This window comes from Sphingobacterium sp. UME9, assembly GCF_014170215.1.
GTDB lineage: Bacteria > Bacteroidota > Bacteroidia > Sphingobacteriales > Sphingobacteriaceae > Sphingobacterium > Sphingobacterium paramultivorum.
The window spans coordinates 168752-195738 of sequence record NZ_LZZP01000010.1 but is presented as its reverse complement, the minus strand read 5'-3'; the positions used below and the strand labels follow the sequence as shown (position 1 = coordinate 195738).

General features: G+C 40.0%; 16 protein-coding genes. 10 read left to right on the top strand and 6 right to left on the bottom strand.

All coding sequences use genetic code 11. The annotated features are described in order from the left end of the window. The first annotated feature begins 60 nt into the window (after positions 1-60). From A9970_RS16120 to A9970_RS16105, 4 genes are all read left to right on the top strand, one after another. Positions 61-1170 carry a FecR family protein gene (locus A9970_RS16120; protein ID WP_182983016.1) on the top strand — a complete coding sequence of 370 codons (1110 nt, stop codon included), beginning with the start codon at positions 61-63 and terminating at the stop codon, positions 1168-1170. Positions 1171-1407: 237 nt separating this feature from the next. After that, a complete protein-coding gene (locus A9970_RS16115) occupies positions 1408-4806 on the top strand; it encodes a TonB-dependent receptor (protein ID WP_182983015.1) in 3399 nt (1132 codons plus the stop codon). Between the two features lie 11 nt (positions 4807-4817). Beyond that, on the top strand, positions 4818-6623 hold the full coding sequence (locus tag A9970_RS16110) for a RagB/SusD family nutrient uptake outer membrane protein (protein WP_182983014.1): 1806 nt from the start codon (positions 4818-4820) through the stop codon (positions 6621-6623). 64 nt (positions 6624-6687) lie between these two features. Next, positions 6688-9069, top strand: coding sequence for a PQQ-binding-like beta-propeller repeat protein (locus A9970_RS16105; RefSeq protein WP_182983013.1), 2382 nt, complete (start codon positions 6688-6690; stop codon positions 9067-9069). A 197-nt stretch (positions 9070-9266) separates the two neighbouring features. On the opposite strand, the gene A9970_RS16100 is transcribed toward A9970_RS16105, so the two are convergent. Together A9970_RS16100 and A9970_RS16095 are read right to left on the bottom strand one after the other, a co-directional pair. Further along, positions 9267-9902, bottom strand: coding sequence for a carbonic anhydrase family protein (locus A9970_RS16100; protein WP_153845343.1), 636 nt, complete (start codon positions 9900-9902; stop codon positions 9267-9269). Positions 9903-9984: 82 nt separating this feature from the next. Further along, complete coding sequence (locus A9970_RS16095) at positions 9985-11574, bottom strand: GrpB family protein (RefSeq protein WP_182983012.1); 1590 nt, start codon at positions 11572-11574, stop codon at positions 9985-9987. 658 nt (positions 11575-12232) lie between these two features. Here A9970_RS16095 and A9970_RS16090 point away from each other — a divergent pair. From A9970_RS16090 to A9970_RS16065, 6 genes are all read left to right on the top strand, one after another. Further along, positions 12233-12745 carry an endonuclease/exonuclease/phosphatase family protein gene (locus A9970_RS16090; RefSeq protein ID WP_182983011.1) on the top strand — a complete coding sequence of 171 codons (513 nt, stop codon included), beginning with the start codon at positions 12233-12235 and terminating at the stop codon, positions 12743-12745. Positions 12746-13823: 1078 nt separating this feature from the next. Then, positions 13824-14399, top strand: a complete 576-nt coding sequence (locus A9970_RS16085) for an RNA polymerase sigma factor (RefSeq protein ID WP_182983010.1) — start codon at positions 13824-13826, stop codon at positions 14397-14399. A gap of 119 nt (positions 14400-14518) precedes the next feature. After that, a complete protein-coding gene (locus A9970_RS16080; RefSeq protein WP_182983009.1) occupies positions 14519-15697 on the top strand; it encodes a FecR family protein in 1179 nt (392 codons plus the stop codon). Positions 15698-15829: 132 nt separating this feature from the next. Then, positions 15830-19267, top strand: coding sequence for a SusC/RagA family TonB-linked outer membrane protein (locus tag A9970_RS16075; protein WP_182983008.1), 3438 nt, complete (start codon positions 15830-15832; stop codon positions 19265-19267). Between the two features lie 11 nt (positions 19268-19278). Next, positions 19279-20760: a SusD/RagB family nutrient-binding outer membrane lipoprotein gene (locus tag A9970_RS16070; RefSeq protein ID WP_259655414.1), complete on the top strand. Its 1482-nt coding sequence runs from the start codon at positions 19279-19281 to the stop codon at positions 20758-20760. 18 nt (positions 20761-20778) lie between these two features. After that, positions 20779-21561, top strand: a complete 783-nt coding sequence (locus A9970_RS16065; protein ID WP_182983007.1) for a hypothetical protein — start codon at positions 20779-20781, stop codon at positions 21559-21561. A 184-nt stretch (positions 21562-21745) separates the two neighbouring features. Here A9970_RS16065 and A9970_RS16060 read toward each other — a convergent pair whose 3' ends face one another. The 4 genes from A9970_RS16060 to A9970_RS16045 all read right to left on the bottom strand — a co-directional run bounded on the left by A9970_RS16060 (position 21746) and on the right by A9970_RS16045 (position 26983). After that, the gene (locus A9970_RS16060; RefSeq protein WP_182983006.1) at positions 21746-22642 is read right to left on the bottom strand and encodes a glycerophosphodiester phosphodiesterase family protein; all 897 of its coding nucleotides are present in this window, start codon (positions 22640-22642) and stop codon (positions 21746-21748) included. Between the two features lie 65 nt (positions 22643-22707). Next, entirely contained in the window at positions 22708-24246 is a 1539-nt protein-coding gene (locus A9970_RS16055) for a calcineurin-like phosphoesterase family protein (RefSeq protein WP_182983005.1), read from the bottom strand. Between the two features lie 163 nt (positions 24247-24409). Next, positions 24410-25129, bottom strand: a complete 720-nt coding sequence (locus A9970_RS16050) for a DUF1080 domain-containing protein (RefSeq protein ID WP_182983004.1) — start codon at positions 25127-25129, stop codon at positions 24410-24412. Positions 25130-25363: 234 nt separating this feature from the next. Continuing rightward, positions 25364-26983, bottom strand: a complete 1620-nt coding sequence (locus A9970_RS16045) for a RagB/SusD family nutrient uptake outer membrane protein (protein WP_259655413.1) — start codon at positions 26981-26983, stop codon at positions 25364-25366. Positions 26984-26987: the final 4 nt, after the last annotated feature.

Sequence of the window (26987 nt, the reverse complement as noted above, 5' to 3'; positions counted from 1 at the left end):
TTATATTTTTTTTGATTTTTCTTCGGTACTTCTCTTCACATAAGGGGATTATAGGTTTGTATGAAGGAACAAGAATCATCAGATCAAGCCAAAGCCTTGCTTAAAAAATACTTGGAAGGCCAATGTACAGCTGCGGAAGAACAACAGGTACTCCGTTGGTTTTATACATTGGACCAATCCGAGAACGAGCTGTCAGTGAACGAAAATCCACCCAACCTGGCATCACGTATCAATGCAAGATTAGATGACCAACTATTTGATGAACCCGCACCGCTCAAACGAATGAGCTGGGTACGATCTAAATGGATGGTTGCTGCCACGCTTATCGCCATTTCAGGATTTAGCTTCTGGTTCTATCAAAAATTGTCCTCGCCAACACAAATACCGCTTACATTGGCGGCGGAGGTTCGTTCCCACAACAAGACTTTTCACAACGACATCCTTCCGGGAGGGCATTATGCAAAACTTATAACACCGACAGGAAAAGAGCAGCAGCTCGCAGATCCATTTGTCCAACAGCATAATTCAACGACAGCTATAGCCGGGAAAAATTTCCGTGTTGATGTACCCAAGGCCGGCACTTATATGGTCATTTTAGAAGATGGCACAAAAGTATGGCTCAATTCGCTCACTCAACTTTCTTATCCGACACATTTTGAAGCAGATCAACGTCAAGTTACATTAACGGGAGAAGCTTATTTTAAGGTCGCTAAGGATGCCAGCCGACCTTTCCGCATCCATGCCAACGGCACAACAATCGAAGTATTGGGCACCACATTCAACGTCAACGCGTATCAAAATGAAGTGTCCACATCACTCGTAGAGGGAAGTGTCAAAGTTCTTAAAGAGGGTAAGCAGACGATTATTAAGCCTGGGGAGCAAGCGACAACATTGGCGAATGATATTCAGGTCAAAGTAAGTGATCTAGCGAAAAATACAGCATGGCAGCGTGAAGAATTTTATTTCGACGGCAGCAATTTCAACGATATCACGCAGCAAATTGCACGTTGGTATAATGTTGAATTTAAAAATATCGAAGCCATCACTAACGCTTCTACCTACAAAGGCTCCATAAGCAGAAACAGCAAGCTTTCGGAGGTATTGGAAATCCTTGCTTTAGCGACAGGGCGAAAATTCGACATCAACGGTCGGAACGTAATCGTGCAATGAAATTGATTATCTACCTAAAAAATACATCTATGGCATAAACATCGACTTATCGCCTGGCAATAACAAAAGAAGGGGATGTTGACGCATCCCCAGTTAAATCCAAGGCTTATTTTACTGATTACCAACAGAAATTTAAAACCTCAAAAATCATTCTAATTTATGAATTTTTTTTCTCCAATGAAAAGGCAGGAGAAAACACGGGAATTTCGGGTCCCTCCAGCCTTTAAAACTTTATGTATGATAAAGTTAAGCACTCTTTCTTTGCTTTCCCTTGCTTTGGGAGCACATGCCTCGGGAAATGCACAAACAGTCAATCTCTCCTTGAAAAAAGTAAAGGTTGAGAAAGTTTTACAAGAAATTTCTAAGCAAACAGACTTACGATTTTTTTATGATGAAAAACTGCTGAATAATCTACAGCCCATCAGTGTGGATGCAAATCATGCTTCCATTTCACAAGTGCTATCCAAAGCACTTAAAGGACAGAATCTAAGCTATCAGATTCTCAATAACACCATTGTAATTTCCGAAAAACAACGTACAGATTTCGAAATTACAGGTACAGTTCGCGATTCACAATCAGCACTTGCCGGTGTAACGGTGTCTGTAGAGGGAAATTCCGCATTATCTACAAAAACAGATGCCAACGGACACTTTTCGCTTCGGATACCCGAGAAAGCAGTGCTGACATTTCAGTATATGGGCTACACAACAGAGCGTATACAGGTGAGAAATCAACGCACATTAAATGTGACTTTACAAACGAGCACATCACAATTAGATGAGGTGGTGGTCGTTGGTTATGGTACACAACGGAAAATCAATTTAACGGGCGCCGTTGACCAGATTTCCGCCAAGGAAATTGAAAATCGACCTGTTACCAATTTAGGTGCTGCCTTGCAGGGATTGATCCCCAACTTGAACATCACTAACGCGAGCGGTAATCCTTCGCAAAGTGCAAAATTCAATATCCGCGGTATCACATCAATCAATGGTGGTGAGCCTCTTATATTAGTAGACAACATTCCTGTCACTGGCGATGAGTTAGCAAGACTCAATCCAAATGATTTTGAAAACGTATCGGTCTTAAAAGATGCGGCCTCAGCTGCAATCTATGGAGCTCGTGGAGCATTCGGTGTAGTTCTTGTAACAACCAAATCTGCCAAGTCCGAAAAGCTTCAGGTGAATGTAGGAATGAGCACACAATGGCGTACCACCGGTAAATTGCCTGATGTTGTCACAGATCCGCTTACCGTGATGCAATATAAGCACGATGCTGCTTACCCATTATATGATTTGTATCCAGATGCAGTACGTGAATATGCTAAAAAGCTTCAGCAGGATCCGAGTTTACCCAACACGATCTTGGACCCTACAAACCCAGAAAAATGGGCTTATTATGGCCAAACCGACTGGATGAAGGAAGCCTATAAAAAAATGGCTCCAACCAATACGCTCAACTTGAGCTTGGGCAAAAGAACGGACAAATTAAGTTACTTATTCTCTGGAGAATACTATAAGCTCGACGGTGCACTAAAATATGGAAATGACAAACTTAACCGTTACAATGTCCGCAATAAAATGGATATGCAAGTCACTCCTTGGTTGAACTTCGGAAATAATACGGTATTAACAAGCCGACAATACGAAGCACCTGTTTTCATGGGCGGTGATTTCTTTTGGAATGTGAACCGTACCTCATCTTTGGATGTTCCAAAAAATCCGGATGGCAGCTGGACGCAAGCAGGCGCTGGCCTTTTGGGACTATTACAAGAAGGAGGACGAAGAAAAGAAAATATCAACGAGTTCCAAACAACATTCAATGCCAAAGCAGATCTGATCAAAAACATATGGACAGCTAATGCAGATGTTACTTTCCGTCGTTCCTTTGATGTAATAGATGGTTTTAATCGCCCCGTGCAGTATAAGACTGGGCCAAATGCTACGCCTCAATATGCAGGAGGAACTGTACCTTCCGCATATAAGCAGCAGGAAAACACCCGATATGATGTAATCAACGTGTATACACAATATACGCAACAGTTTAATGACCACCATGTCAGCGCCTTAGTCGGTTATAACCAAGAATATAGAAATACAGAAAAGAATTATGCTCTTAAAAATGGTCTTTATTCGGCTGATATACCATCCATCGGCTTAGGTAGTGGAGCGACAACAGTTACCCATAGTATCGACGATTATGCACTGCAAGGTGTATTTTATCGTCTGAACTATGATTATAAAGGGCGTTACCTTATTGAATCCAATGGCCGTCTGGACGGTTCCTCACGTTTTCCTAAAGGAGACCGCTGGGGATTTTTCCCATCGGTATCTGCGGGATGGGTACTTTCTGAGGAGCAATTTTTCAGTCCGCTCAAATCTGCGATCAACTTCTTAAAACTTCGGGGTTCTTATGGACAATTGGGTAACCAGACTGTCTATGATAATAATATGAATCCACTCAGTTATCCTTATTTGCCTTCTATGGCAGTGGATAACGGCATTCCTCGCGTGATTGAAGGTAATCGTCCGATATCCTTGAATCCACCATTAGTGGTCGCCAAATCCTTAACATGGGAGCGTATTTCAACAATCAATGGGGGTATTGACTTTAATCTACTCAACAGTCGCCTAAATACGACATTTGATATTTACAAACGGACCAATGAGGGTATGCTGATCCCAGGAAGAACTCTTCCGGGTGCTTTTGGTGCTGACGCACCGAACTTCAATGCGGCCGACATGAAGACGAATGGTTGGGATCTACGCATTAGCTGGAAAGACAAGTTCGACCTAGCTGGCTCGCCATTCCATTATAACGCTACATTTACACTAGCAAACAGCAAAGCTACAATTACTAAATTTGATAATCCAACGGGCGATATTAGACAACATTATGCCGGACAGCGCATCGGTGAGATATGGGGTCTTCAAGCAGATGGTTTCTTCCAAAATGAAGATGAGCTAGCCAAATTGGATCAAACCGATGTAGGAACGGATGATCAGCAATATAAATACTATGTTGGTGATATCAAGTTCAAGGATATTGCGGGCGGGCCCGATGGAGGACCTGACGGTAAGATCACTAAAGGTAAACAAACCCTTGCTGACCATGGTGACCTCAAGATTCTAGGCAATTCAGAAATTCAATACCCCTATAGCTTAGACCTTTCAGGTTCATGGAAAGGTTTTGATCTACGTGTATTTCTTCAAGGTGTCGGAAAAAGAGACTGGTATCCACCGGGAAGCCAAATCTATTTCTGGGGAATTTATGCACAACCCTGGACGAATGTGACCAAACAGAACTTAGACCATTGGTCTCCAGATAACAGAGACGGGTATTTCCCACGGATAAAATCTTACAGTGCAGAAGATACCGGGCAAGAACTCGGCATACCTAATACACGTTATTTGCAGAATGCAGCTTATTTGAGGGTAAAAAACATTACTTTCGGCTATAGCCTCTCTCAGAATTTCACAAAAAGAATAGGCTTACAGGCCGTCCGCTTTTATGTAAGTGGCGAAAATCTATTTGAACGTTCAGGACTCAAAGTAAGCATAGACCCAGAAGCGTTAGGCGATACAAGAGTATATCCTTTCCAACGCACCTATGCCTTTGGATTAAATGTTAAGTTTTAATACGCATATTCATGAAAATATTTCATTATACTACACTAGCATTGTCTTTATCACTATTGACAATAAGCTGTAATAAAGACTTTTTAGATCGCAGCAACAAGACGGCTGTCACAGATCAAAATTTCTTTAAAACTCCAGAAGATCTCAAGACTTATACCAATGGTTTTTATCGATTTATAGGCGCATCATATGACGATATCTTCACCGATAATATCGGTGGGTTCACAGGGAGCAGTTCAACCAACAATATGCTCCGTGGCACACTAACACCAGGCAACGCATCTGGCTGGTCTGATGAATGGAAAAATTTACGCCGCATCAACTATATGATGGATCACCTCGGTACTGTAACTGGCGATCAAGCACAAATAGACCATTATGTTGGAATCGCCCGTTTCTTTCGTGCCTACATCTACTTTAATTTAGTGCGCGATTATAACAATGTTCCTTGGTATGATACGGCTTTGGGTGCTGAGGACGAAGCCATGTACAAAGACCAGGACTCGCGCGAGGTGGTTGTTAAACATATTATGGAGGATCTCGAATTTGCCGCAGCCCATATCAGGGAAGATAAAGTAGCCGGTAATTTCAAAGAGCGTGTCACACAAGGCGCTGCATTAACACTATTAGCTCGCATTGCCTTACACGAAGGAACATTCCGTAAATACCACGAGGAGCTAAATTTACAAGCTTCTGCAGATGAGTTCTTAAAAAGAGCAGCTTCAGCATCACAAGAAGTTATAAATTCTGGGAAATACAAAATTCATAACACTGGCGCCAAAGAAGTTGACTTTAGAACATTGTTCAGCAGCAACAATCTCTCTTCGAATACAGAAGCGATTTTTATCCAAAAGAATGATCGTTCACTAGGTATTGCAAACAATTCACACACCGTATTGGACTGGCAGTGGGCATTAAGCGGAGAATTGATGGAAGAATTCCTAACAGCTGACGGAAAATCGTTTACATCGACTCCGGATTACAAAACGAAAACCTTTACGCAAATATTTCAAAACAGGGATCCCCGATTGGCTGAAACCATCATGCCAGCTGGGTTTAAGACTGATCCGAATAACCCTACGGCTTATTTAATAAAACCTAGTTTTGGTGGATATCTACAGATTAAATTCTACCCTAGAGATCCTGCTCTCCGTGGTGGTTGGGACGCAAACTACACCGATCTTCCTATTATGCGTTATGCCGAAGTGTTGCTTATCAATGCTGAAGCGAAAGCTGAATTGGGTACGCTTACACAAGCTGATCTGGATGCAACCGTGAATGTTTTACGTGGACGCGTCGGTGTACCAGCCTTACTGTTAGCAACGGCCAATACACAGGTAGACCCTGTTCTTGCGGCACGCTATCCGAACGCTCAAGGAGCCAATAAAGGAGCCTTGTTAGAGATCCGCCGTGAGCGCCGGGTTGAGCTTGCCTGTGAAGGTTTCCGTTTCAACGATGTGCTACGCTGGAAAACAGGAGACTTACTAGCCGTTGCCCCACATGGAATCTACGTCCCTGCATTAGGAGCTATGGACGTTACAGGTGATGGAAATCCGGATATTGCCATTCTTGAAAATGAGAAAGCAACAGGTCCAATTGACCAGTTACCGGATGCTGTAAAAACCAAGCTGGTAAAATATTACCTCGATGGAGGCGCATTTTACCTTAGCAATGGTACTTCGGGGTATATTATGATGACTGTTGACCAAAAAAATAAGCGGTCATTTGTCTCTCCAAAATATTATTACAAACCAATCCCATTGGGTCAAATAACATTGAATCCAAATCTAAAACAAGTCTTTGGATGGGATAAATAGTTAATAACCTTATTCACATTTTGCTAGCTCTGAAACCGGAGCTAGCTTTTTTATTTAAACAACTATGAAATTACTCAAATTACTTGCCTGCTGCCTTCTTCCGATTCCCTCCCTTTTTGCACAACAACGCGTCGGCCGGGTTTTTGAAGATCAGAATGCGAATAACCTGTTCGAACAGAACGAGAATCTCCTAGGCGGAATCACAGTATCCGATGGCTATGATGTGGTAAAAACCAACAGAGACGGAACATATACACTGCCCTATAACCCCAATGCCCGCTTTTTGTCTGTCACTGTACCCAGTGGTTACAAGGCTACCAAAACACATTACATTCCGTTGCGCGCGGATGCCAAAAATCTAGACTTCGCTTTAGTCAAAGATGCGGTCCAACAAAACGATTTTCTACGGTTTATCCAAATCACGGATACAGAAACGCCGTTGTATGGACCTTGGATTGATAATGTCAGAAATTACGCCAAACAACAGCGTGCAAGTCTGATCATGCATACCGGAGATATCTGCTATGAACCGGGCATGCTTTTTCATGCCAAGCAGGTTAACAGTGAACTCATGGGCAGACCGACCTATTATACCGTCGGAAATCATGATCTTGTCAAAGGTGAATATGGCGAGAAGCTATTTGAAGATCTTTTTGGACCGACTTATTACTCATTCGATGCCGGGCCGGCTCACTTCGTCGTTACACCAATGCCAAATGGCGATTATAAACCCAGCTACACCGCTGATCAGATCATAGCTTGGCTCAAAAAAGATCTAGCTGCCATGGATAAATCCAAGCCCTTGATCTTTATTAACCATGACTTCTTTGTAGGGCCTGACTTTGTACTTAAAGGAGAAAAAGAACAGATTGATTTAAAGCAATATAACCTTAAGGCCTGGTTCTATGGACACTGGCACAACAATTTCGTTTTCAAACAAAATGGTGTCTATGTCGTTTGTTCCAATGCCCCCAACAAAGGCGGTATTGATAATTCTGCCGCACAGTTTGTTGTCGTCGATATTGACAAACAAGGCATCAAGAATATCAAGCCGATCTACACAAACTTACGTGACCACGTCCAGTTGGTACGGCCCGTGGGCAATCAGTCGTTAAATGCAGACCAAACGCTGCCCATACTGGTCAACGCCTACGATAGTGAGCGACAAATACAGGGCGTAGACCTCACAATATCCGCACATGAGACCGGAAGTCGCATAAGCTCAATTTCGCTGAAAGCCTCCGGAGATTGGACATGGCAAGCAAATGTTCCTTTCCAAAAACAAAATCACAAAGGACAATACGATGCACTTATCACGATTCGCTACGAGAATGGCGAACAGACCTTAAAGAAAGAAACGTTTAGCCTCGCGCCAGCAGAAAATGATAAGATCAAACTACAGTGGTCCACTTCAGTCAATGGAAATATCTGGAAAACAAGCCCTCTGGTTATTGGCGATAAACTTTTTATAGCCACAATGGATGATGGCATAGGAACCAGTCATGCAATCAAAGCCTTGGATAGACGGAGTGGAAAAGTATTATGGTCTCTGCCAACTATAAATTCCATTAAGCATAGATTACGTTTCAGCGATGGTATATTGTTGGCCACTGATGTTGAAACCAATGTCTATGCGATAGATGCAAATACAGGTAAAATCCTGTGGACAAAGAAACCTTCGGCTCCAAGTCTTCCGACCTTTGTTTCTGGCGCTGCGCTTTACAACGGGATCTATTATACTGGATTAGGAAAACGAATGTCGGCAATTGATATCCATACAGGCAAACCGTTATGGGAAGGTGTAGAACCGTCAGGCGGAGAAGCTACTCCAGCAGAGCTATCGGTTGTCGGTCAAGTTCTTTTAGCTGGATACAACTGGAATGCACTCTGTGCTTATGATATCCATACCGGAAAACTGCTCTGGAAACGTCAGGAAGATGGTTTACGTTTTAGAAGTGGCGGGGTAACAGCTCAAAATGATTACATCTATACGACCGGCCTCAATGGCATCTTTAAGATCGATCTAAAAACGGGAGAAATCTTACAGAAGAGCATTAAAACCGACGATTTTAAGGTGATGACTGCGCCAAAGATCAGTGAAAACCTTTTGGTTATGCCAACTTCCACTAACGGAATAAAAGCCTATGATCTACAGACTCTGGAAGAGAAGTGGCATTTTCCCACAGGAGAAGCGCTTGTCTATTCTTCTGCATACAGTAGTCCTGATAACCATAAACTGATCGGCACAGTTGAATCAGCAGTCATTGAAGTCAAAGACAAGTTAGTTTTTGGTGCTTCAGACGGCTATGTCTACGTCCTTAATAAAGCAGGTAAACTCTTATCAAAATTCAACCTGGGTTCGCCTATATTTTCAGACATCACAGTAGATGGCAATTTGATTTATGTTGCTGATTTTGCGGGAAATGTTTCCTGTTTTAAACTCTAGTATTTATACGTAAAACCAAAAAAGAGAGATGCTAACTTTAAAATAAGCTAGCATCTCCCTTTTTCTTTTATTCTTAAAAAGTGTACACCCCATTCGACTTATGATCAGCGAATCTTGGTATACCTAATCTTACCTAAAGTAAGGTAGGGTTGTCCATCTTTTATAACCGACAAAACCTGTGCGTCAGTTTCTACAACTTACATCCAACTTACGCTACCAGTTTCAACGTCATAGTTTGCACCAACAATCTTAATTTTACCCTCTTCTTCAAGTTTACGGAGCGTTGAGCTTTGTCTGCGAATGTCACGGATCGCATGTTTAATGTTCTGTTGATTTAGCTTTTCAAGCAACACACTATTTTTAGAAGAACGTTCTTCCCCCTGATCGATTACCTCATTAATGATCGGGTCGAAATGGTTAATCAAATGGTTTAGGTTATCCATTCCCATGCCCTCGATCTGTGCCGCATCCAATCCTCCTTTTAATGCCCCACATTTGGTATGCCCTAGAACGACAACAAGTTTAGAACCTGCCACATTGCAACCAAACTCCATCGAACCTAAAATATCCTGGTTGACAAAATTTCCGGCGATCCGGATACTGAAGATATCGCCCAATCCCTGATCAAATATAAGTTCAGCTGAAGTACGGCTATCGATGCAGCTTAGCACCACAGCAAATGGCCATTGTCCCTCACGCGTAGCGTTCACCTGTTCGAGTAGATCGCGGTTAGCTTTCAGATTATTAACAAAGCGCTGGTTTCCCTCCTTCAGGAAATCTAATGCTTTTTCAGGTGTAATCGTCGATTGTGTTTCGTACGTATGTGCCTTCATAAAATTTTATTATTTGGAATATTAAAGGTAAAATTAATACGTTACATTTTAATTACCAATAGGAGAAAATACCTGTAATTTCTTATATAGCCCCAGTGACTTCGTTCTTTGTGTAATAATCCATCCAAGCTTTAATTCTTCCGACAAACATTTTAAGATAGTTTTCTGTCAAAAATATGTTGGACCAATCAAATCTTTGTGCCTGTACGCCAAGATAAAAAATAAAAATAGAAGCGCCAGCTTTTGGTATTAAGCTGAGCTCTTTTTCAGATAAAAATCTATTGCTCTGGTATCCCTGTAAGAAGCTTTGCATTTTTAATTCATACTGCTCTTTATCTGATTCTATGGAAAACAGTTGTTTACAGAAATATCCAACATCTAAAATTTGCCATCCATTTCCACAAAAGTCAAAGTCAAAAATCGTAATCTCCTTTTCAGCTGTAACGGCCATATTATCATACCATATATCCATATGTATAATTCCGGTTTTCGTATTATCAAAGTCTGAATTTTGATAATTTTCTCCAAACTCCCTAATGAACTCCATTTCTGGTAACTTTTCCGAAAAGAATTGTTTTAAATACGCATAAGGTAGTTCTATAAGAGACGTCTTATGATAAGATACTCGGTTAATGTTCTTGTTTTCGGTATGGTTGTGAATATTTGCCATTAGAGAACCTATTCGAAAACAGGTTTCGTTGTCCATAAATCGAATTTTCTCACCTTGAGCAAAGGAAAAAAGTACAACGTATCTGGTTCCTTCAGGAGCATTTATTTCTTGAATGAATGCTCCGTCTTTATCTTCAATTGGAAAAGAAACACTTAAATTTTTATTCTTCAATGATTTCAGAAGTTCAAGCTCTTCAATAATTTCGGTTTTTGACCTCCAGTTATGACTATAAACTCGCAAAACGTATTTCGTTTCGGTGTTGGAAAGAAAATACGTGTGATTCATTCCTGTTCTGAATAGGGTACAATTGTATTTGTCGTCTAGGCCATATCTATCTTTCACAAAATCTCCTAATTGTTTGGCAGAAAGAGTAGAGGCTATAACAGGAAATGTTGTCATTTTTTTAGTCGCTAAATTTATAGTTTCGTTGATGAAGGATGTTTTTCCAAGTACATACGACCCGCGGTCATTTCTGAATTTAGATGCTAATTCAAGTTTTAACTCTTCGTATTCCTTTGCCCGTTTAATATTAGAATTTAGATAATCCCGAAAGTCAATTTGCGCCCACATTGCATTGTCTTTTGGGCACATGTGAATATGGAAAATTTGTTCGTTCTTTCCATCAATGTTATATCCTTTTCCAAATGTTGAATATTCCGCTATATTTTCTCTTGAGGGAACTTTAAAATGTGAATAGCCTAGTGCTGAGAATTCATCAATTAGTTCCTTGTTGAACAATAATTCTTTTGGAATCTCAATTATTATATCAATATAAGGTTTAGATTTGATTGAGCTGATAGCTGTACTGCCAAAATGTTCTATTCGTAAAATCTTTTCTTTTCCGATCTTACCTAAAATCCGTTGTTTTTCGGCCGTAAATATATTTTTCCATTCAGGATTATGATCAACTAATTCGACGGGAAAAAGTCTATTCCAATCGTCCTTTTTCAATTCTGTTAGGCTCTTTTTCATTTTAGTTATTGCTGGAATTATTAACTGCATTAAGGTTTTAAGTGAATCGTGTAGCTAGATAAAATGCTTATGACACCCTTTTTTTCCTGGAAGTTCGTATTGGTTTTTTTAGATACTAAAAGACAAAAAAAGCTTGCAATATGAATTGCAAGCTTTTTTAAGTTTTAATCTTTCGATCTGTAGCCCGTAGGGGAATTGAACCCTAATTGCATTAATCTATTTATCAGTAATTTACAAACCTTCCATTTCCCTACTCATCGAATAACTCACTGATTTGACATACGTTTTAGCTGCAAGCGCTTATTAAAATAAATATAAACATAAATTTATTTTAATATTAAATAATACAGATAATCTTTCCCAGAACTATCTTAAAAAATATCTTTGTACAAATCCCGCAATAACTGTAAAAGTTTAATCTCTTTGAAACGTATCGAATCAATATATCTGTATATCTATCCATCAGACAATAAATAACACTATGGTTATCTTTCTGAAGAAGGAAGAATAATTATTGGTCTGATATCTATTTCATCCCACAAAACTAATCAAAGAACCATACTACAGTTTATTAGATTTATATTAACTGTTCAATCTGCCAGAATGCAAGCCACATTGTATATGAGTACAGGACGGTAGGGCTACAATCGGACAATGCGCGACATATTATAAAACGGATCTGTTTGATGTGCTTGATGACGGTGTTTTTTGGTTAAGCCAGACCCCTGATATCCCGAGTATTGGATGGGATGCCGACGATCAACGTATTTGCCAGTGGACAAAATTCAAGGTCAAAAAAACGGGGAAGATATTCTATGTGTTTAATGTCCATTTCTATTGGAGGTTGAAAACTGCAAAAGCAGAGTCAGGCCCCTTATTAATAAAAAAGATTCGGGAAATCGCTGGAAATCTTCCGGTATTATGTATGGGTGATTTTAATTCTGTGGTAAATTCACCACAGATTAAAGCCATGAAAGAATCGCTGTTTGACAGCTATGATCCGGTTGACATGGCGAGCCAAGACGTAAAGGGAACGGCTGCAGCTGGTGGTGATTTTGTGACCGTTCCTCATCAACGAATTGACTATATATTCCATACAAAACATTTTGAGGTAAAAGACTGTAAAATCCTGACAGATGTTTATAATGGAAATCATCACCCCTCGGATCATTTGCCGGTCACGGCTTTGTTGTCTTTCTAAGTCTCTGGCACAAGGATAGGTGATAGATAACAATCAATCATTCCTTTAAATTAGTTGCCGACTATCCTCGGAATGAAAAACAGGGCCATCTATCAGTAACCTTTACTTTTGGATGGCCTTAGCTTTTAACTCTATAACCGCCAGCCGATTTGCTATCTTTTATGTGTATTAACGTTTAGCTGCGTAGCCTATAGGAATCAAACCCTTTTTTACATATGGATATTTTGCGGGGTAGACCGATGAACAATTCATGGTATGCACAGAAAAAAATCATATCCTGTTACAATAACATGATTGATTCTCCCTGTGTTAATTATTTTGCCGATATGATAGCCTTTGCTTCAAACTATTTCGGCCATCTGGTAAAAGGCACCTGAGATATCGCGCATAAGCATATTCACCTATTCTTAGCGTATGAAGCGAAAACAGGGTCTATGAAACAAAAAAAGCATCTAGGTAATTCTCTGTTTTTACAATGATCGATTTTCTATATTCCTCGCCGATCAGCGACAGCGCATTGAATAGCTATTGTTTTATGTCATCCTTATAAAAAAATTGACAATCTCAACTACTTTTGATTAGAAGTAAATTAATTGTTTTGATCATTTTTCCCTTTTTATCTCTTCCATGTGAAAAGGAAAAATCCAAACCGGATATGACTGGCATTAAATTGAGATATTATCCAAAGCTCTTCCTTTTTCAATAAACACTTATATAATTGTACAACAGTATTTTGACATGGATATTATAAAACTTTCACACAGTTTACAACGAGTCAAATCGTGTTGAAACATATTGAACCACCATCTAAGTATATCTATCCATCGAACATGAAAAGATACGCTGAATATCACCTGTGAAAGAAGGATTAATTCTATGTTAAACATTTGTTTCATTGCACAAGACTAAATAAACTAGGCTATCATAATAAATTCAATTTATATCAAGAGCCTTTATTATTTGAGGCAGCAGCAGATAAATTAATAGTTTCTTCACCAAAAATTAATAAAAACTAAAAATTTAACATAATAAATTTGTTCCAACACAAACTGAAATTCTACCTAAAAGCCAATACCATTTGAAAACTATAGGGGACAAAGAAATCTGGGATGAGATCAAAAAAGGAAATGTGTCAGCCTTTGAAGAACTCTATTATAGATATGCAAACAAGTTATTGAAAGAAGTCAGTTGTCGTATTTTTGATGAAAATACTGTTGAGGATCTAATTCAGGATATTTTCTTGAGCCTATGGGAAAAAAGAGAAAACTATCAAGTCCGTGGCCCTATATACCCTTATCTACACGGAATGGCCATCAATCGGGTTCTGAACTTTTATAGACAACATAAGCTCACACCAAAATTTGTGGAGATATGGGAACAAATATCTCGTGATCAAATACAGTTGGAAGATCTTTCTTTGGCATTTGAGCAATCTCAGAATGAACAGATGATGTCAATGCTTGATGTTGCAGTGGAGGCGCTGCCACCAAGAATGCGCGAGATCTATGAGCTAAGATATAGACAGGGCCTCAGTATACCGCAGATCGCGCAAAAACTACAGATTACATCGAATACGGTTTATAACCAATTGAAAAGCATCAAGAAAAAATTCTTAAAAACGGTCCGTAATGCCAGCTTTGTTTTTTTTCTATAGCTATGTGCATCTCCTAGCTTGCTCTTGTTAACTTTTTGTTATCCTTATTAACAAATCATTAAATCTCCATTTTGGAATAGCCAATTTTCATTTTTTTGCTCCTTAGCTATAAGAAGGCAATGAAAAATTGGAATATGGAAAGCAAGGAGCAACTTTATAGTTTACTGGAAAAGTATAGGCATAATGAATGCACAGTGGAAGAATTGGCATTACTGAAATCTTGGTATGATAAGATTCAATCCGATTCGCCATCCTATATGTCAGATCTCGGCCGCACGGATCGCATCTGGGTAAAAATTGTTGAATCACCACGCTTTAATAGCAATAAACCTACGCCAGTCATAAAACTAAAACGGATAATTTTCATAGCTGCCGCATTGCTTGCCGGGGTGCTACTTACTGTAACTATCTACATCAGAAAGACCGATTTTGATAAAGAGCTTGCTTCTCCGGGCAACTTTAGTTTAGTAGAACCAGGAGGAGAAAAAGCGACACTCAAATTGAGTAATGGTCATGAATACAATTTGACAAATGCGCAAAAAGGGTTCGTCATTGAAGCCGAAGGCTTTCAAATCGCTAAGAATAGAGAGGGATTAGTTTTAATTTCCAATAATGATGTTCAATCGGGGACGGAAAAACTCAACGTATTGACAACTCCACGGGGAGGTCAATATCAGATCATATTGCCCGATGGAACAAAAGTATGGTTGAATGCCGAATCGGAATTAAGTTTCCCAAATCAATTTGACCCGCGAAGGCGTATCGTAAGCATAAAAGGCGAAGCATATTTTGAAGTTGCGAAGCGCGAAAGGGCTGGGTTCAACGAAGGTGCAGGGAATCGTATTCCTTTTATTGTAGAAACGGCCCGCCAGCAGATCGAAGTTCTTGGAACGCATTTTAACATCCAGGCCTATCCGGACGAAAAATCCCAGCAGACTACATTGCTGGAGGGGGCCGTGCAGGTAAAGGATCATAGCACAGGAAAAATCATACGCCTGTCTCCGGGACAGAAGGCCAGTAGCGGAGCTGACTTTTCTTTGGAGAAAGCAGATATTTCAGCTATTACAGCTTGGACCAAAGGTGATTTTATCTTTCATCAGGAACGTCTGTCTTCAATTTTGCAAAAAGTGGCTCGATGGTACGATATCGAGGTTTCTTGTCCTGATTACCTTGGGGATATGCCATTTGAAGGAATGGTATCAAGAAAGCAATCCTTAGCTGCTATCGTTAAGATGATCGAGTCAACAAATGAAGTGAAACTCACGTTGAAAGGAAGGAGGTTATTGGTGGAAAGATAAGTATCAAATCACTGATCTGACATAAACAGAGGACGGGAATGCTACCAACATCCCCGCCAAAAAGCTCTATGTCATTTAAACTATAGCTATCAAACACAAAATTTAAAACTTATAAAGCTAGAATACAAAAATATGAATTTTTATCAACTCATGCGTGTTATGAAACTCACCATGGTCATACTTACTTGTTTTTTTCTACAATTGAGCGCTTCAACTTTTGCACAGCGTATCACCATCAATACGAAAAACACACGTATTTCCACCATTTTGCAGCAGATCAGAGATCAGAGCGGCTATGATTTTTTCTATGATGCTAAAATATTTGAAAATAGCCAATTAGTCTCTTTGCATATCGCTAACGCAGATATTAATGATGTCCTTCAGAAATGCTTTGAAAACCTTCCTTATACGTTTGAAATCGACAACCGAATTGTCGTGATACGCAAGGATAACCTGCATACCAAAGAAAGTAGGAGTTTACAAAAAATGGTAACTCTCTTTGGTCAAGTAACTAATAATGAAGGCAAACCTATTGTTGGGGTATCTTTAAGGCTAGAAGAAATTGCAGTTGTCGTACAAACGAATGTAAAGGGGGATTTTGAATTTAAAGTACCTCCCGGAACATATACGCTCTCTTTGAGTCATATTTCTTTCGTATCGAAAACAATTAGGGGTGTAGGGATTAGTGCTGAAAAAAACAATCCAATGTACATTACAATGCAGGAAAAGCAAAGTAATCTAGATGAGGTCGTGGTGACTGCACTAGGAATCAAAAGAGCCGAGAAGTCTTTGGGCTATGCAACAAGTTTGTTGAAAAATGATGATGTCACGGATGCAAGAACAAACAATTGGGCAAATGCGCTCAATGGGAAGGTGGCTGGTTTATCAGTTAAAGGGGCGGGAGCCGGGCCAATGGCATCAGCGCGTATAACATTGCGTGGAGAAAACTCACTCAATCTCAATAATAATCAGGCCCTGATCGTTGTGGATGGTGTGCCTATTAGCAATAAAATGGTCAGTACAGGTTTTAGTTCGCATTTATCTGCCGACAATCCTGTAGACTATGGGTCGCATGTATCCGATATAAACCCTGAGGACATCGAATCGATGAATGTCCTTAAAGGACCAGCGGCAACAGCACTATATGGTAGCAGGGCTGCTGCAGGAGCTATTATCATTACAACTAAATCCGGAAGCAAGACTGCGGGATTGGGGATAACATATAATTTGAATTCGAGCATTGATCAGATAAATCGCTGGCCCGAGTATCAATTTGAATATGGGGAAGGACGTACCCAGTCTTATTATTCCTATGGGGATAGTCCAGACGGCGCAAATACAAGTACACAGGCCGGTGGCGGTAGATCATGGGGACCAAAATATGAGGGACAGATGTATTATCAATATGATCCCAATTCAGCAGATGGCCTAGCTAGTGAGCGGACGCTATGGAAACCTTACAAAAATGCATATAGCGGTTATTTTCGATTGGGAAACACCATCAGCAACAATGTTTCTATTATAGGTGGAAACGACAATGGAAATCTTCGATTGTCGATGACCCACCTGCAGAATAAGTGGATTATTCCAAATACCGGATTCGAACGTTTTAATGCTTCTTTAGCGGCATCCCAAAAAATAGCGGATCGACTGACAATCTCGACCAATATAAATTACAATAGTAAAAATAGTGACAACCTACCAGCAGCAGGTTACAACAATCAGACATTGATGTATTATCTGATCATTGGAACCACGACTAACGTGAATCCTGACTGGATGAAAAAGTATTGGGAAGACGGAATGGAAGGTGTGCAGCAAAGACGCCCTTTTTATCAAGGACCTGATAATCCTTATCTGGCCATGTACGAGATGCTGAATAAGCTGAACAAGAATGGTGTATTTGGTAATATTTCGGCAAATTATAAGATCAATGATAAATTGGATCTTACGCTCAGGTCGGCAATGGATATGTCATATGAAAAAAGGTCGCAGCAACGCCCTTTTAGTATGACCAAGTATCCCAGAGGTATGTACCGAACGCAGGATGTATTCCAATATGAAGGTAACCACGATTTTTTGTTCTCCTATAAGGATCAACAGGACGATTGGCGATACGGCCTCTCGGTGGGGGGTAATATGATGAGGCAATCGTACGATTTTGATGGTATGTATGCCGATCAGCTGAATCAGCCTGGTATCTACCAAATATCCAATAGTCTTGATCCTGCAGTAGCCGATCCAAGACGGAGTAAAAAAGCGATCAACAGTCTGTACGGCATGGGGCAGTTGTCGTACAAAGATCGTGTCTTTTTGGATCTTACCGGCCGGAATGACTGGTCAAGTACGTTGCCCGCTCACAATAATTCCTTTTTTTATCCTTCGGTAAGTACCAGTTTCGTTGTCAGCGAAATGGTCGATTTGGGAAAGATCAATTATGCAAAGTTGAGACTTTCGTGGGCTCAGGTAGGAAATGATACGGATCCTTATCAGACAAGCCGCTATTATAATAGTATCTATGGAAATGGATTTACGAATCCTACAGTCTTGTTTAATGCCAATTTAAAGCCAGAAATCACAACAAGTTATGAGGTGGGGACCGAACTGCGCTTTTGGAATAGCAGATTGACGACAGATCTGACCTTATATTCTAACAAAAGCCGGAATCAGATTATCGCAATACCAATAGATCCAACATCCAGTTATCAAAGTAAAATGGTCAACGCTGGGCTTATCAACAGTCTGGGTATTGAATGGAGTGCAACTGTAAAACCATTGGTCGGCAAGTTAAAATGGGAGAGCACAATCGTGTGGTCAGCTAATCGCAGTTATGTACGTGAGCTGGCTCCGGGAGTAGAAAGTCAGGTGATGTTTGCCCGGGGTAGTGATGTTTCTATTGAAGCTCGGGTAGGCGGACGTATGGGGGATATCTATGGCAAGGGTTTTGAACGTTCTCCAGATGGACAGATTGTTTATTCTTCGGAAGGAATTCCATCTTTACTGGATCCTGTGGCAAAAAAATGGGGCAATGTATTTCCCGATTGGAAAGCAGGACTGACAAATACATTTGCTTATGGCAATATGAAGTTTAGCGTGCTCATTGACGGTCAAAAAGGTGGAAAGATCTATTCATTAACGAATCATAAGAACAATGAATTTGGCAATACCAAAATTACGCTTCCAGGGCGGGAAGGCGGAATTTTGGGGCAGGGAGTAGTACGGCTCGAAGATGGTTCATATGTAACCAACTCCAAACGCGTAGAAGCTCGCCCATATTATGAGCAATATTATGCGAGAGCGAATGCCGAAACGAATATTTTTGATGCATCATTCTTGAAGATAAGAGAAATGAGATTTGAGTATAGCTTTCCAAAAACTATGTTTCAATCGATCCACTTGAGCGGTGCACGGATAGCCATTTTTGGCCGTGATTTGTTCAATTTTACCAAATTTCCGGCTTTTGATCCTGAAGGTGGTAACCTTGATGATGGCACTCTTGTACCGGGTATTGAATTGGGACAGTACCCGTCAACACGTACTATTGGCTTAAACTTAAGTTGTAACTTTTAAAATTTGTCGACATGAAAATCAAAAATAAAGTTGGTTCTACGCTATTTGTTATGGTACTAACCAGTGTTTTTTTATCTGGGTGCACAAAGAATTTTGAAGAGATCAATCAAGATCCGATACGGCCGGCAAAAGCAAACCAAGGAAATATGCTAGGCCAATTAGAATACCAATTGGTGAATGCAACGATTTCAATTTCAAAAGAATTTACCCATGAACTGATGCAAGTAACGGCCCCACGAGAAAGTTCTAGTGGTGGAATCCATAGGTATCAGATTCTTCCAAATGACGGTACCGGCATTTGGAATGCAATATACGCGCGTAGCGCTGATCTGAACGATCTTGCGCAGATTTCTGAACAGACATTTCCAAATTATCAGGCAGTTTCGTTGATACTCAAAGCTTGGTCATTTTCCATCTTGACAGATGCCTTTGGACCAATTCCTTTTTCAGATGCCGGACAGGCTGCATCTGGAACGGTAGCGCCGAAGTTTGACCAACAAAAAGATATTTATGTCAATCTCTTGGCGATGTTGGAACAAGCAAACAGCTTGATTAAGATTAAAGATGGTTTGGCTTTTGGTGGAGATCTTATTTATGGGGCGGATGAAGTTGCTATGTTAAAATGGAAAAAGTTTGCAAATTCGCTTCGCCTACGTCTTCTATTACGTATCATCAATAGAGATGGTGATATAGATGTAACTGGTGAGATCAGGAAAATGTTAGCTGACAAGCAGCAGTACCCTTTGTTTGAATCAAATGCTGATGGAGCTTTGCTCAAGTATACGGGCAGTTATCCGTATTACAATCCGTATTATAACGCCCGTACCTTAGACTGGCGGCAAGGGGATTATTATACAAAATTCTTTTTGGATCCTATGATTTCATCCGACGACCCACGACTGCCGTTGTGGGCTACAAAGGTTCAGGTAGATGGTGTTTCTGTCTTTAGCGGGATTCAGAGCGGATATACTCCTGATGTCGTTTATGTGACAGACCGTAACTCTAGTTATAAAGATGATCTAAAGACAAGTCCACTTTTGGGGCAAATGATGTCCTATGCTGAAATTCAGTTTATCTTAGCTGAATTGAGTCTCCGTGGATTCCAGACCAATGAAACTCCGAAACAACATTATGAGAAGGGTGTCTTGGCTTCATTAGGGCAATGGACTGCCGCTACGGATGCCTCATTTGTGCAGCGGAAGGAAATTAAATTTAAAGACGATGCTGCTTTTGAATCACAGCTGCAACAGATTATTGGCCAGAAATATTACAGCTTCTACTTTACTGATATGCAATCTTGGTTTGAGAAAAAAAGAACCGGATACCCTGTATTGCCTAGAGAAAATGGCATCCCTGCGGAGAATAAATTTCCATCCCGCTTGGTTTATCCAACCTATCTGCAGTCTCTCAATCCACACAATTTGCAGGAGGCAATAACGAGTCTAGGCGGAAAGGATGTCAGTACGGTTGTAGGTTGGTGGGATAAGAAATAAATAAATAATTAAAAATAAATGAAAAAACTATTTTTAGCAGTAGCCTTGTTCGGACTGTTGCAACCTTGTGCAAAGGCACAAACTGAAAATGTTACCTATATTGAGGTGGGGAAGGCACAGCAGGGTGTAGCTGTCGACCGGGATCATTTCTATGTGATCAATAATACCTCAATTACGAAACATGTCAAAGATTCCGGTCTTGTTACTGATAGTATTGAATGTGTATCGTTGGGCTTAAAGCATATGAACGCCGCAGTGGTGGTGGGGGATCAGCTGTATTGTGCGCATTCTAATTACCCTGATCTTCCAATGGTTAGTTCGGTGGAGGTGTTTGATGCTAAGAATTTAAAGCATGTAAAGACGCATAGTTTTGGAATAGACTATGGATCTCTGACTTGGCTGGATTTTAAGGATGGCTATTGGTGGGCCATGTTTGCCAACTATAGCAAAGAAGGGTATCCTGTTCCCAATACATATACAAACTTGGTACAATTTACACCGGAGTGGCAAAAACGACAGTCCTGGATTTTGCCGAAAGCCTTGGTAGAGAAATTTGGTAACATGAGTTGCTCGGGTGGATTTTGGTATAATGATTCAATGATTTATATTACCGGACATGATCTTCCGGAGATGTATTCATTGAAATTTCCGGCAATGGGATCGGTCATGATATGGGAAAAGACATTTGCAGTTCCTGTACATGGACAGGCTATTGCTGTCGATCGCTCATCGGTTGATCGGACTATATTCGGAATAGATCGTAAGGCCCATAAAGTGATCAAATTCAATCTAAAAGACTAAATAAAAGGGCCAGTATAAGACAATTAATCAATCATCTTATACTGGCACCTTAATTTTGTGGATTTTAGTTACTGTCAGCCAACTTTAAGTATTTTTTATAGTTCTCTATCTTTTAAAACAGATGTAGCGGTTTCAATGGTGTTAAAAAAAACGTAATTTTACAAGAAAATAAATATTTATATTTTTATTTTCTTGTAGAATTTAAAGCTTTTGAGACCTCAATAGGAAAATCCGATTCGATTACTTTAGCCCCATCCTTTTCAATTGCGCGATAGGCCGTGGCTCTTTGCGAGATAGTCGACTCCCTATCATACGAAGGAGCGGCGCTAATCATGGCTCGCAAGCCCAAGGTTCTGAGTTTCTGATATAGCAGTCGATTTTCGGGCTGGATCGTAGCGCCAATATAAACGATCATATGACGCATCTCTACACCAGCATCAATGTAGCCCTGCAATGCAGACAGACTTTTCGCATGGACAGACAGCATCTGATCAGCGTTATAACTCCTATAAAATAAAGCCTCATCAGGAGTATGCACAGTCAGCATGACATACGAATAGGCATTTAGCTTGCGCAACAATTCAGCGATCATCCGAGGCGGCACATCCTTTTTATCAAGGTTAAGTACAGTTTTCCCTTTACACCATGCCAATGCATCTTCAAGTTTAGGTATATGACAATCTGTTAGCTTTCCATGGCGGTCTTTAAGACGAATAGACTGTATTTCATTCCAGTTTTTGGCAGCAAGCGGGCCAATGGCATTTGTTGTACGATCCAGCATGGCATCATGCATCAAGACAATGGTACTATCTTTCGTGAGCCTAGGATCGGTCTCAAAAAAAGCAAACGTATGCATCAATACTTCTTCAAAAGACTCAATGGCATTTTCAGCTAAGCCCGCTTCAACACTTCCACGATGCCCACTAATAACTGTCTGCATCTCACTGTTCAAAGAAAAAAAGGCACCTATTTCCTTTACATTTGCAAATGACTTATAATGCTTTGTAGCTTTCGTTTGTGCCTGCAAACCGACCACAGAAAATAGCAAAAAGATTAGGATTAAAAAAGATGATTTGTTCATAATAGATTTATTAAAAAAAATTAGGTTGCCTCAAACAATAGCATACTTGAGACAACCCGAATTTATTATTGATAACTTTTTGCGGTGGAAAGATTTGTTGTGACAGCGGTCTGTTCATAAACCTTACCAAAACGATCTGTAGCCACAACCTTCAATGTACCATTAGGGTTATTGACTTTTAACGTATATAAATGCGTTGTTACCGTGTTGTAGTTGGCCGGATTTCTATTCAACACGCCCAAATGGTACCCTTTAGACCAGGCATCCCGATTGAACGTTCCAGACAATTGCATATCACCCAATTTCTTACCATCCATAAATACTTCTACCTTCCACGATGGATCAGCATTCCATACATTGGCAACAAGAATATCAGATTCATTCGCATAATTGAAGTAACCATAATCCCCGCCGTAAGCAACATCGGCCCAATGCAATCGCATTTGGAAATTCCTAGAAAGTTTTGTGGGTTTATAGTACCAGTCTGTCAGTGTATTTCCCTCAACCTGATAAACGGCATAGCCATTGGGCGTACCATCTCCGTTTATCGTCGATTTCCACCAAGCGCCACAGGTAGCCCCATGGATATGCTCAAAAATAGTCCGGTCACCAATTTTATGTATAAAATTTTCAGCATAATGCGTATGTCCTACCATGATATGAGTTTCTTTAAAACTTTGTAACAAATCAAATAAGCGCGATCGCATTGCAAAATTGCTATTCCTGATCGGCATATGGGTAAATAATACCAACATATGCTGTTTATTCACAAAAGACAAATCTTGTTCAAGCCAGTCGAGCTGTTCCTTACTTAAGTTCATCGTGTAACTACCATCAGCAGCAAAAACGACATTGTCCATACAAACAAAATGGACATTTCCCCTAGAGAAGGAGTAGTTTGAAGGGCCAAAATGACTCTCAAACAAGTTGCCGTTCTTAATATTCGAGCCAGACGCTGTTTTATCGTGATTACCAATAGTCGTAAAAACAGGCATCGTAGTGGATCCTAGAAGTGACTTCATACCCCCCATTAATTGCGGCTGATCAGCAACCACATCCCCCAATGAGAGGCCGTAGATCGGCAGATTTGTTGTGGACATCTCGCCTTTTATATCCGCCAACGTCTCGTTGGTAAATCGATCTACATCTGCTGTATTGGCAACCTGAGGATCTCCAATACCATAGATCAAAAATTTAGTGTCATTGGCCTTATTTTCGGTCAATATAAAATTATACTGCCTAGGGTTCGTGGTACTTTCCAATGCCGAATAAAAAATTGGATTGTTGTTGTTATTGGCGACATTAATGGCATAAGCCGATGGTGTAGAATAATGGACAAACCGGGCAGTCGCATTTTTCTTAAACTGATATATGCCATTTTTGTCAGTCTGCACGACCGTAAAACCGTCACTAACACTGACACCCGATATACCCTTCCCCGCAATATCCGTAATACGTCCGTATACATTATTGCCGGCGATCAAATCTATAACATCCTTATTTTCACCCCGAGGTTGGGTATACTTTATTTCCGCAGCCTTCGAGCAGCTAAATAGAAGCCCTAGCGCAACAAACTTAAAAATCGATTTAAAATTTAACATCATTCTGTTTATTTTATCAGTTTTGATTTTCAATACTATTAAATAGAAATTTCCCACAAGAGCTACTCTTTGTATGAAATACTGCTTTCATTACAATCAAATTATCTAGGAGAACTTGTTGGAAACATTGTTTTGTTTTTTTTGCAGGCCTATATATACTGAAATATTACAATATTCTAACTTTTATATTTCTAAACCACACATTGTCGTTATGATCTTGCAAAGCTATGAATCCAGCTTTAGCTTCACCTCCTGGCGTCAAAAAATCAGGCCAAGCTTTAAATTTACTATCTGCGACCCTACTTTTCCATTCATCGTTCCAAAGTATATATTCAACTACCTTTTTGCCATTCAGATAATGTTTTACATGACCATCTTTTACAATGATACGTACCTTGTTCCATTCTCCGTAAGGTTTTCCTACCTGTGGATTAGCTGCAATCATATCGTACAATGAACCAGCCTTACGATTACCCTCTTTGCCTTTTTTTGCATCAGGATGATTGTCATTATCCAATACCTGAAATTCCGGTGCTGCTTCGTAAATGCGCCTTCCAGGTTTTTCAGTAACTAAATATAAAACTCCGCTATTGGATCCGCTATCCACCTTATATTGCAAGCGTAGTTCGAAATCCTTAAATGGAGTCGTGAATATGATATCCCCGCGTTCGCTATATGCCCCCTTTATTTTTGTCTTTTTATTGATTTTTAAAGTATGGTCTTCGATACTCCAAGCCTCTGGTATGTCTACCCGATTATACCCTCTCCATCCTCTCATGGTTTCACCGTCAAACAAGGTTATCCATTTTCTCTTAATTTGCCCATAACCATCATTAGCCATAAAAGTCAAAAGACCTACCAATAAAGCGATTTTTAAATTCTTCATCTTTATCTATCATTTAAATATTATAATTAATTCTCATGCCTTTACTGTGTTTTCGTTTTACAAACCGCTGCATACGAGTATTTGCCTTAATTTCCTGACCTTACCAGAACAGCTGAAAATATCATCAAGGATATTTACACTGTACGTTTATAAGCATTTAATGTCAATAAATCATATATCAACAATTTAATAACAACACCTATATTCAAAATTGATATCAAACATATTTTGGCGCTAATAACCTAGATTTTGTACCATATTTGGATTCGCAGCTATTTGTTGTGAAGGAATTGGAAAGACTTTTTTCGTGGCAACAGTAGGTTTGTGATCCCACCATGTTGCTGTCTCAAACTTTCCAAAACGAATCAGATCTGTTCTACGCTTACCTTCAAAAATAAATTCACGGCCACGTTCAGCTAATAACTCTTCGAGCGTCAAGCTCGAAGTTGTGTACTGAGCTGTAGGCCAATCTGTAACACTGAATGCCCTCTTTCTAACTGTATTTATTAATTCGACCGCCTCACTTGTTGCATTCTTATTATTTTTACGCATCAGCGCCTCCGCTTTATTGAAATAGATTTCCGCCAAGCGATAGATCACTTGGTCATTGCTCCAATAATCCTTATCCGTGTATGCACCGGGAACATATTTGTTAAATCTTGCTCCACTATTTTCCTCGCCTTGGCTCATGTCAGATTTAGTATCACCAGTCGAATTTCTTTGTATTTCTTTGACAAAGACCAGCGGTTTATTTTTATATTCCCTAGCCCCTAAGATCGGGGTCGATGTTCCTTTCTTGTATTGTGGACCGATCAACATCCAGGTACTTTTTCGAAGGTCATTATTCACAAAGGCATCATAGGCCGTAGGTATTACAACGATCCCATTATTCCCTGTCTGATCCGCATTATAAACCTCTTTTTGATTATAATGCCAAAGGTCATTATTCCATTGAAATCTGTATTTCGCAGCGACATAATCGTAGGCAATTGAGAATAAAACCTCATTGGATTCATTGTTGCTCGGCGAAAATATCGAGGTCAGATCATTGGCCAAAGCCGCGGTTCCATTCTGTCCACCAACTTTTCCATTCAGGATCATATCACTGGCAGATACACAATCGTCCCATCGTGCCTGGCCCGTCCATGTTTCCGCATTTAGGTAAAGTTCGGATAAAATTGCATATGCAGCCGCTTTGGAAATACGTCCCACCTGATCTTTCGAAAGTATAGGCAGGCTTTCAGCCGATTCCGTAACCTCTTTCTCAATAAAATCAAACACCTCTTTCTTTGGTTTGCGCTCGGGACTCAAAGGAGTCCCTACTTGCGTTACCAAAGCAATATCACCAAAGAGATCCATCAATTTCATATAAATAAAGGCACGCATAACACGTGTTTCGGCTTTAGCAGATTTCAATTCTTCTACCGTCATGCCCACCTTGACAGCATCCAGTGTTTCCAGATCCATCAGAATATTGTTGCAAAAACCAATTCCCCTGTATAACAAGTTGTAAGCATTTTCTACGGCAAGCTCACTCGCTGTCCAGGTATGGTAATGAAGACGGAAAAACTCTCCACCATTGTACCAATCATTTCCTTTTTGTGGCAAAGCCAATTGGTCAGCACTAAGTTCATTGAGGCGCCAGAAATTGCGTTGACCTCCCCAGGAAAATAGACTTGCACCGATATGAGTATATGGACGCAATATGGCAGCGGTAACCTCGTTTCTATTGTTGTAAAAATTTTTCTTTTCAATCTGGGAAAATACTTCTTCATCCAATTTGGTACAGCCAGACAATACTGTAGTCGCTAGTAAAAGCGTCATTATGGGATTAAATAACTTTATATTCATCATCTTT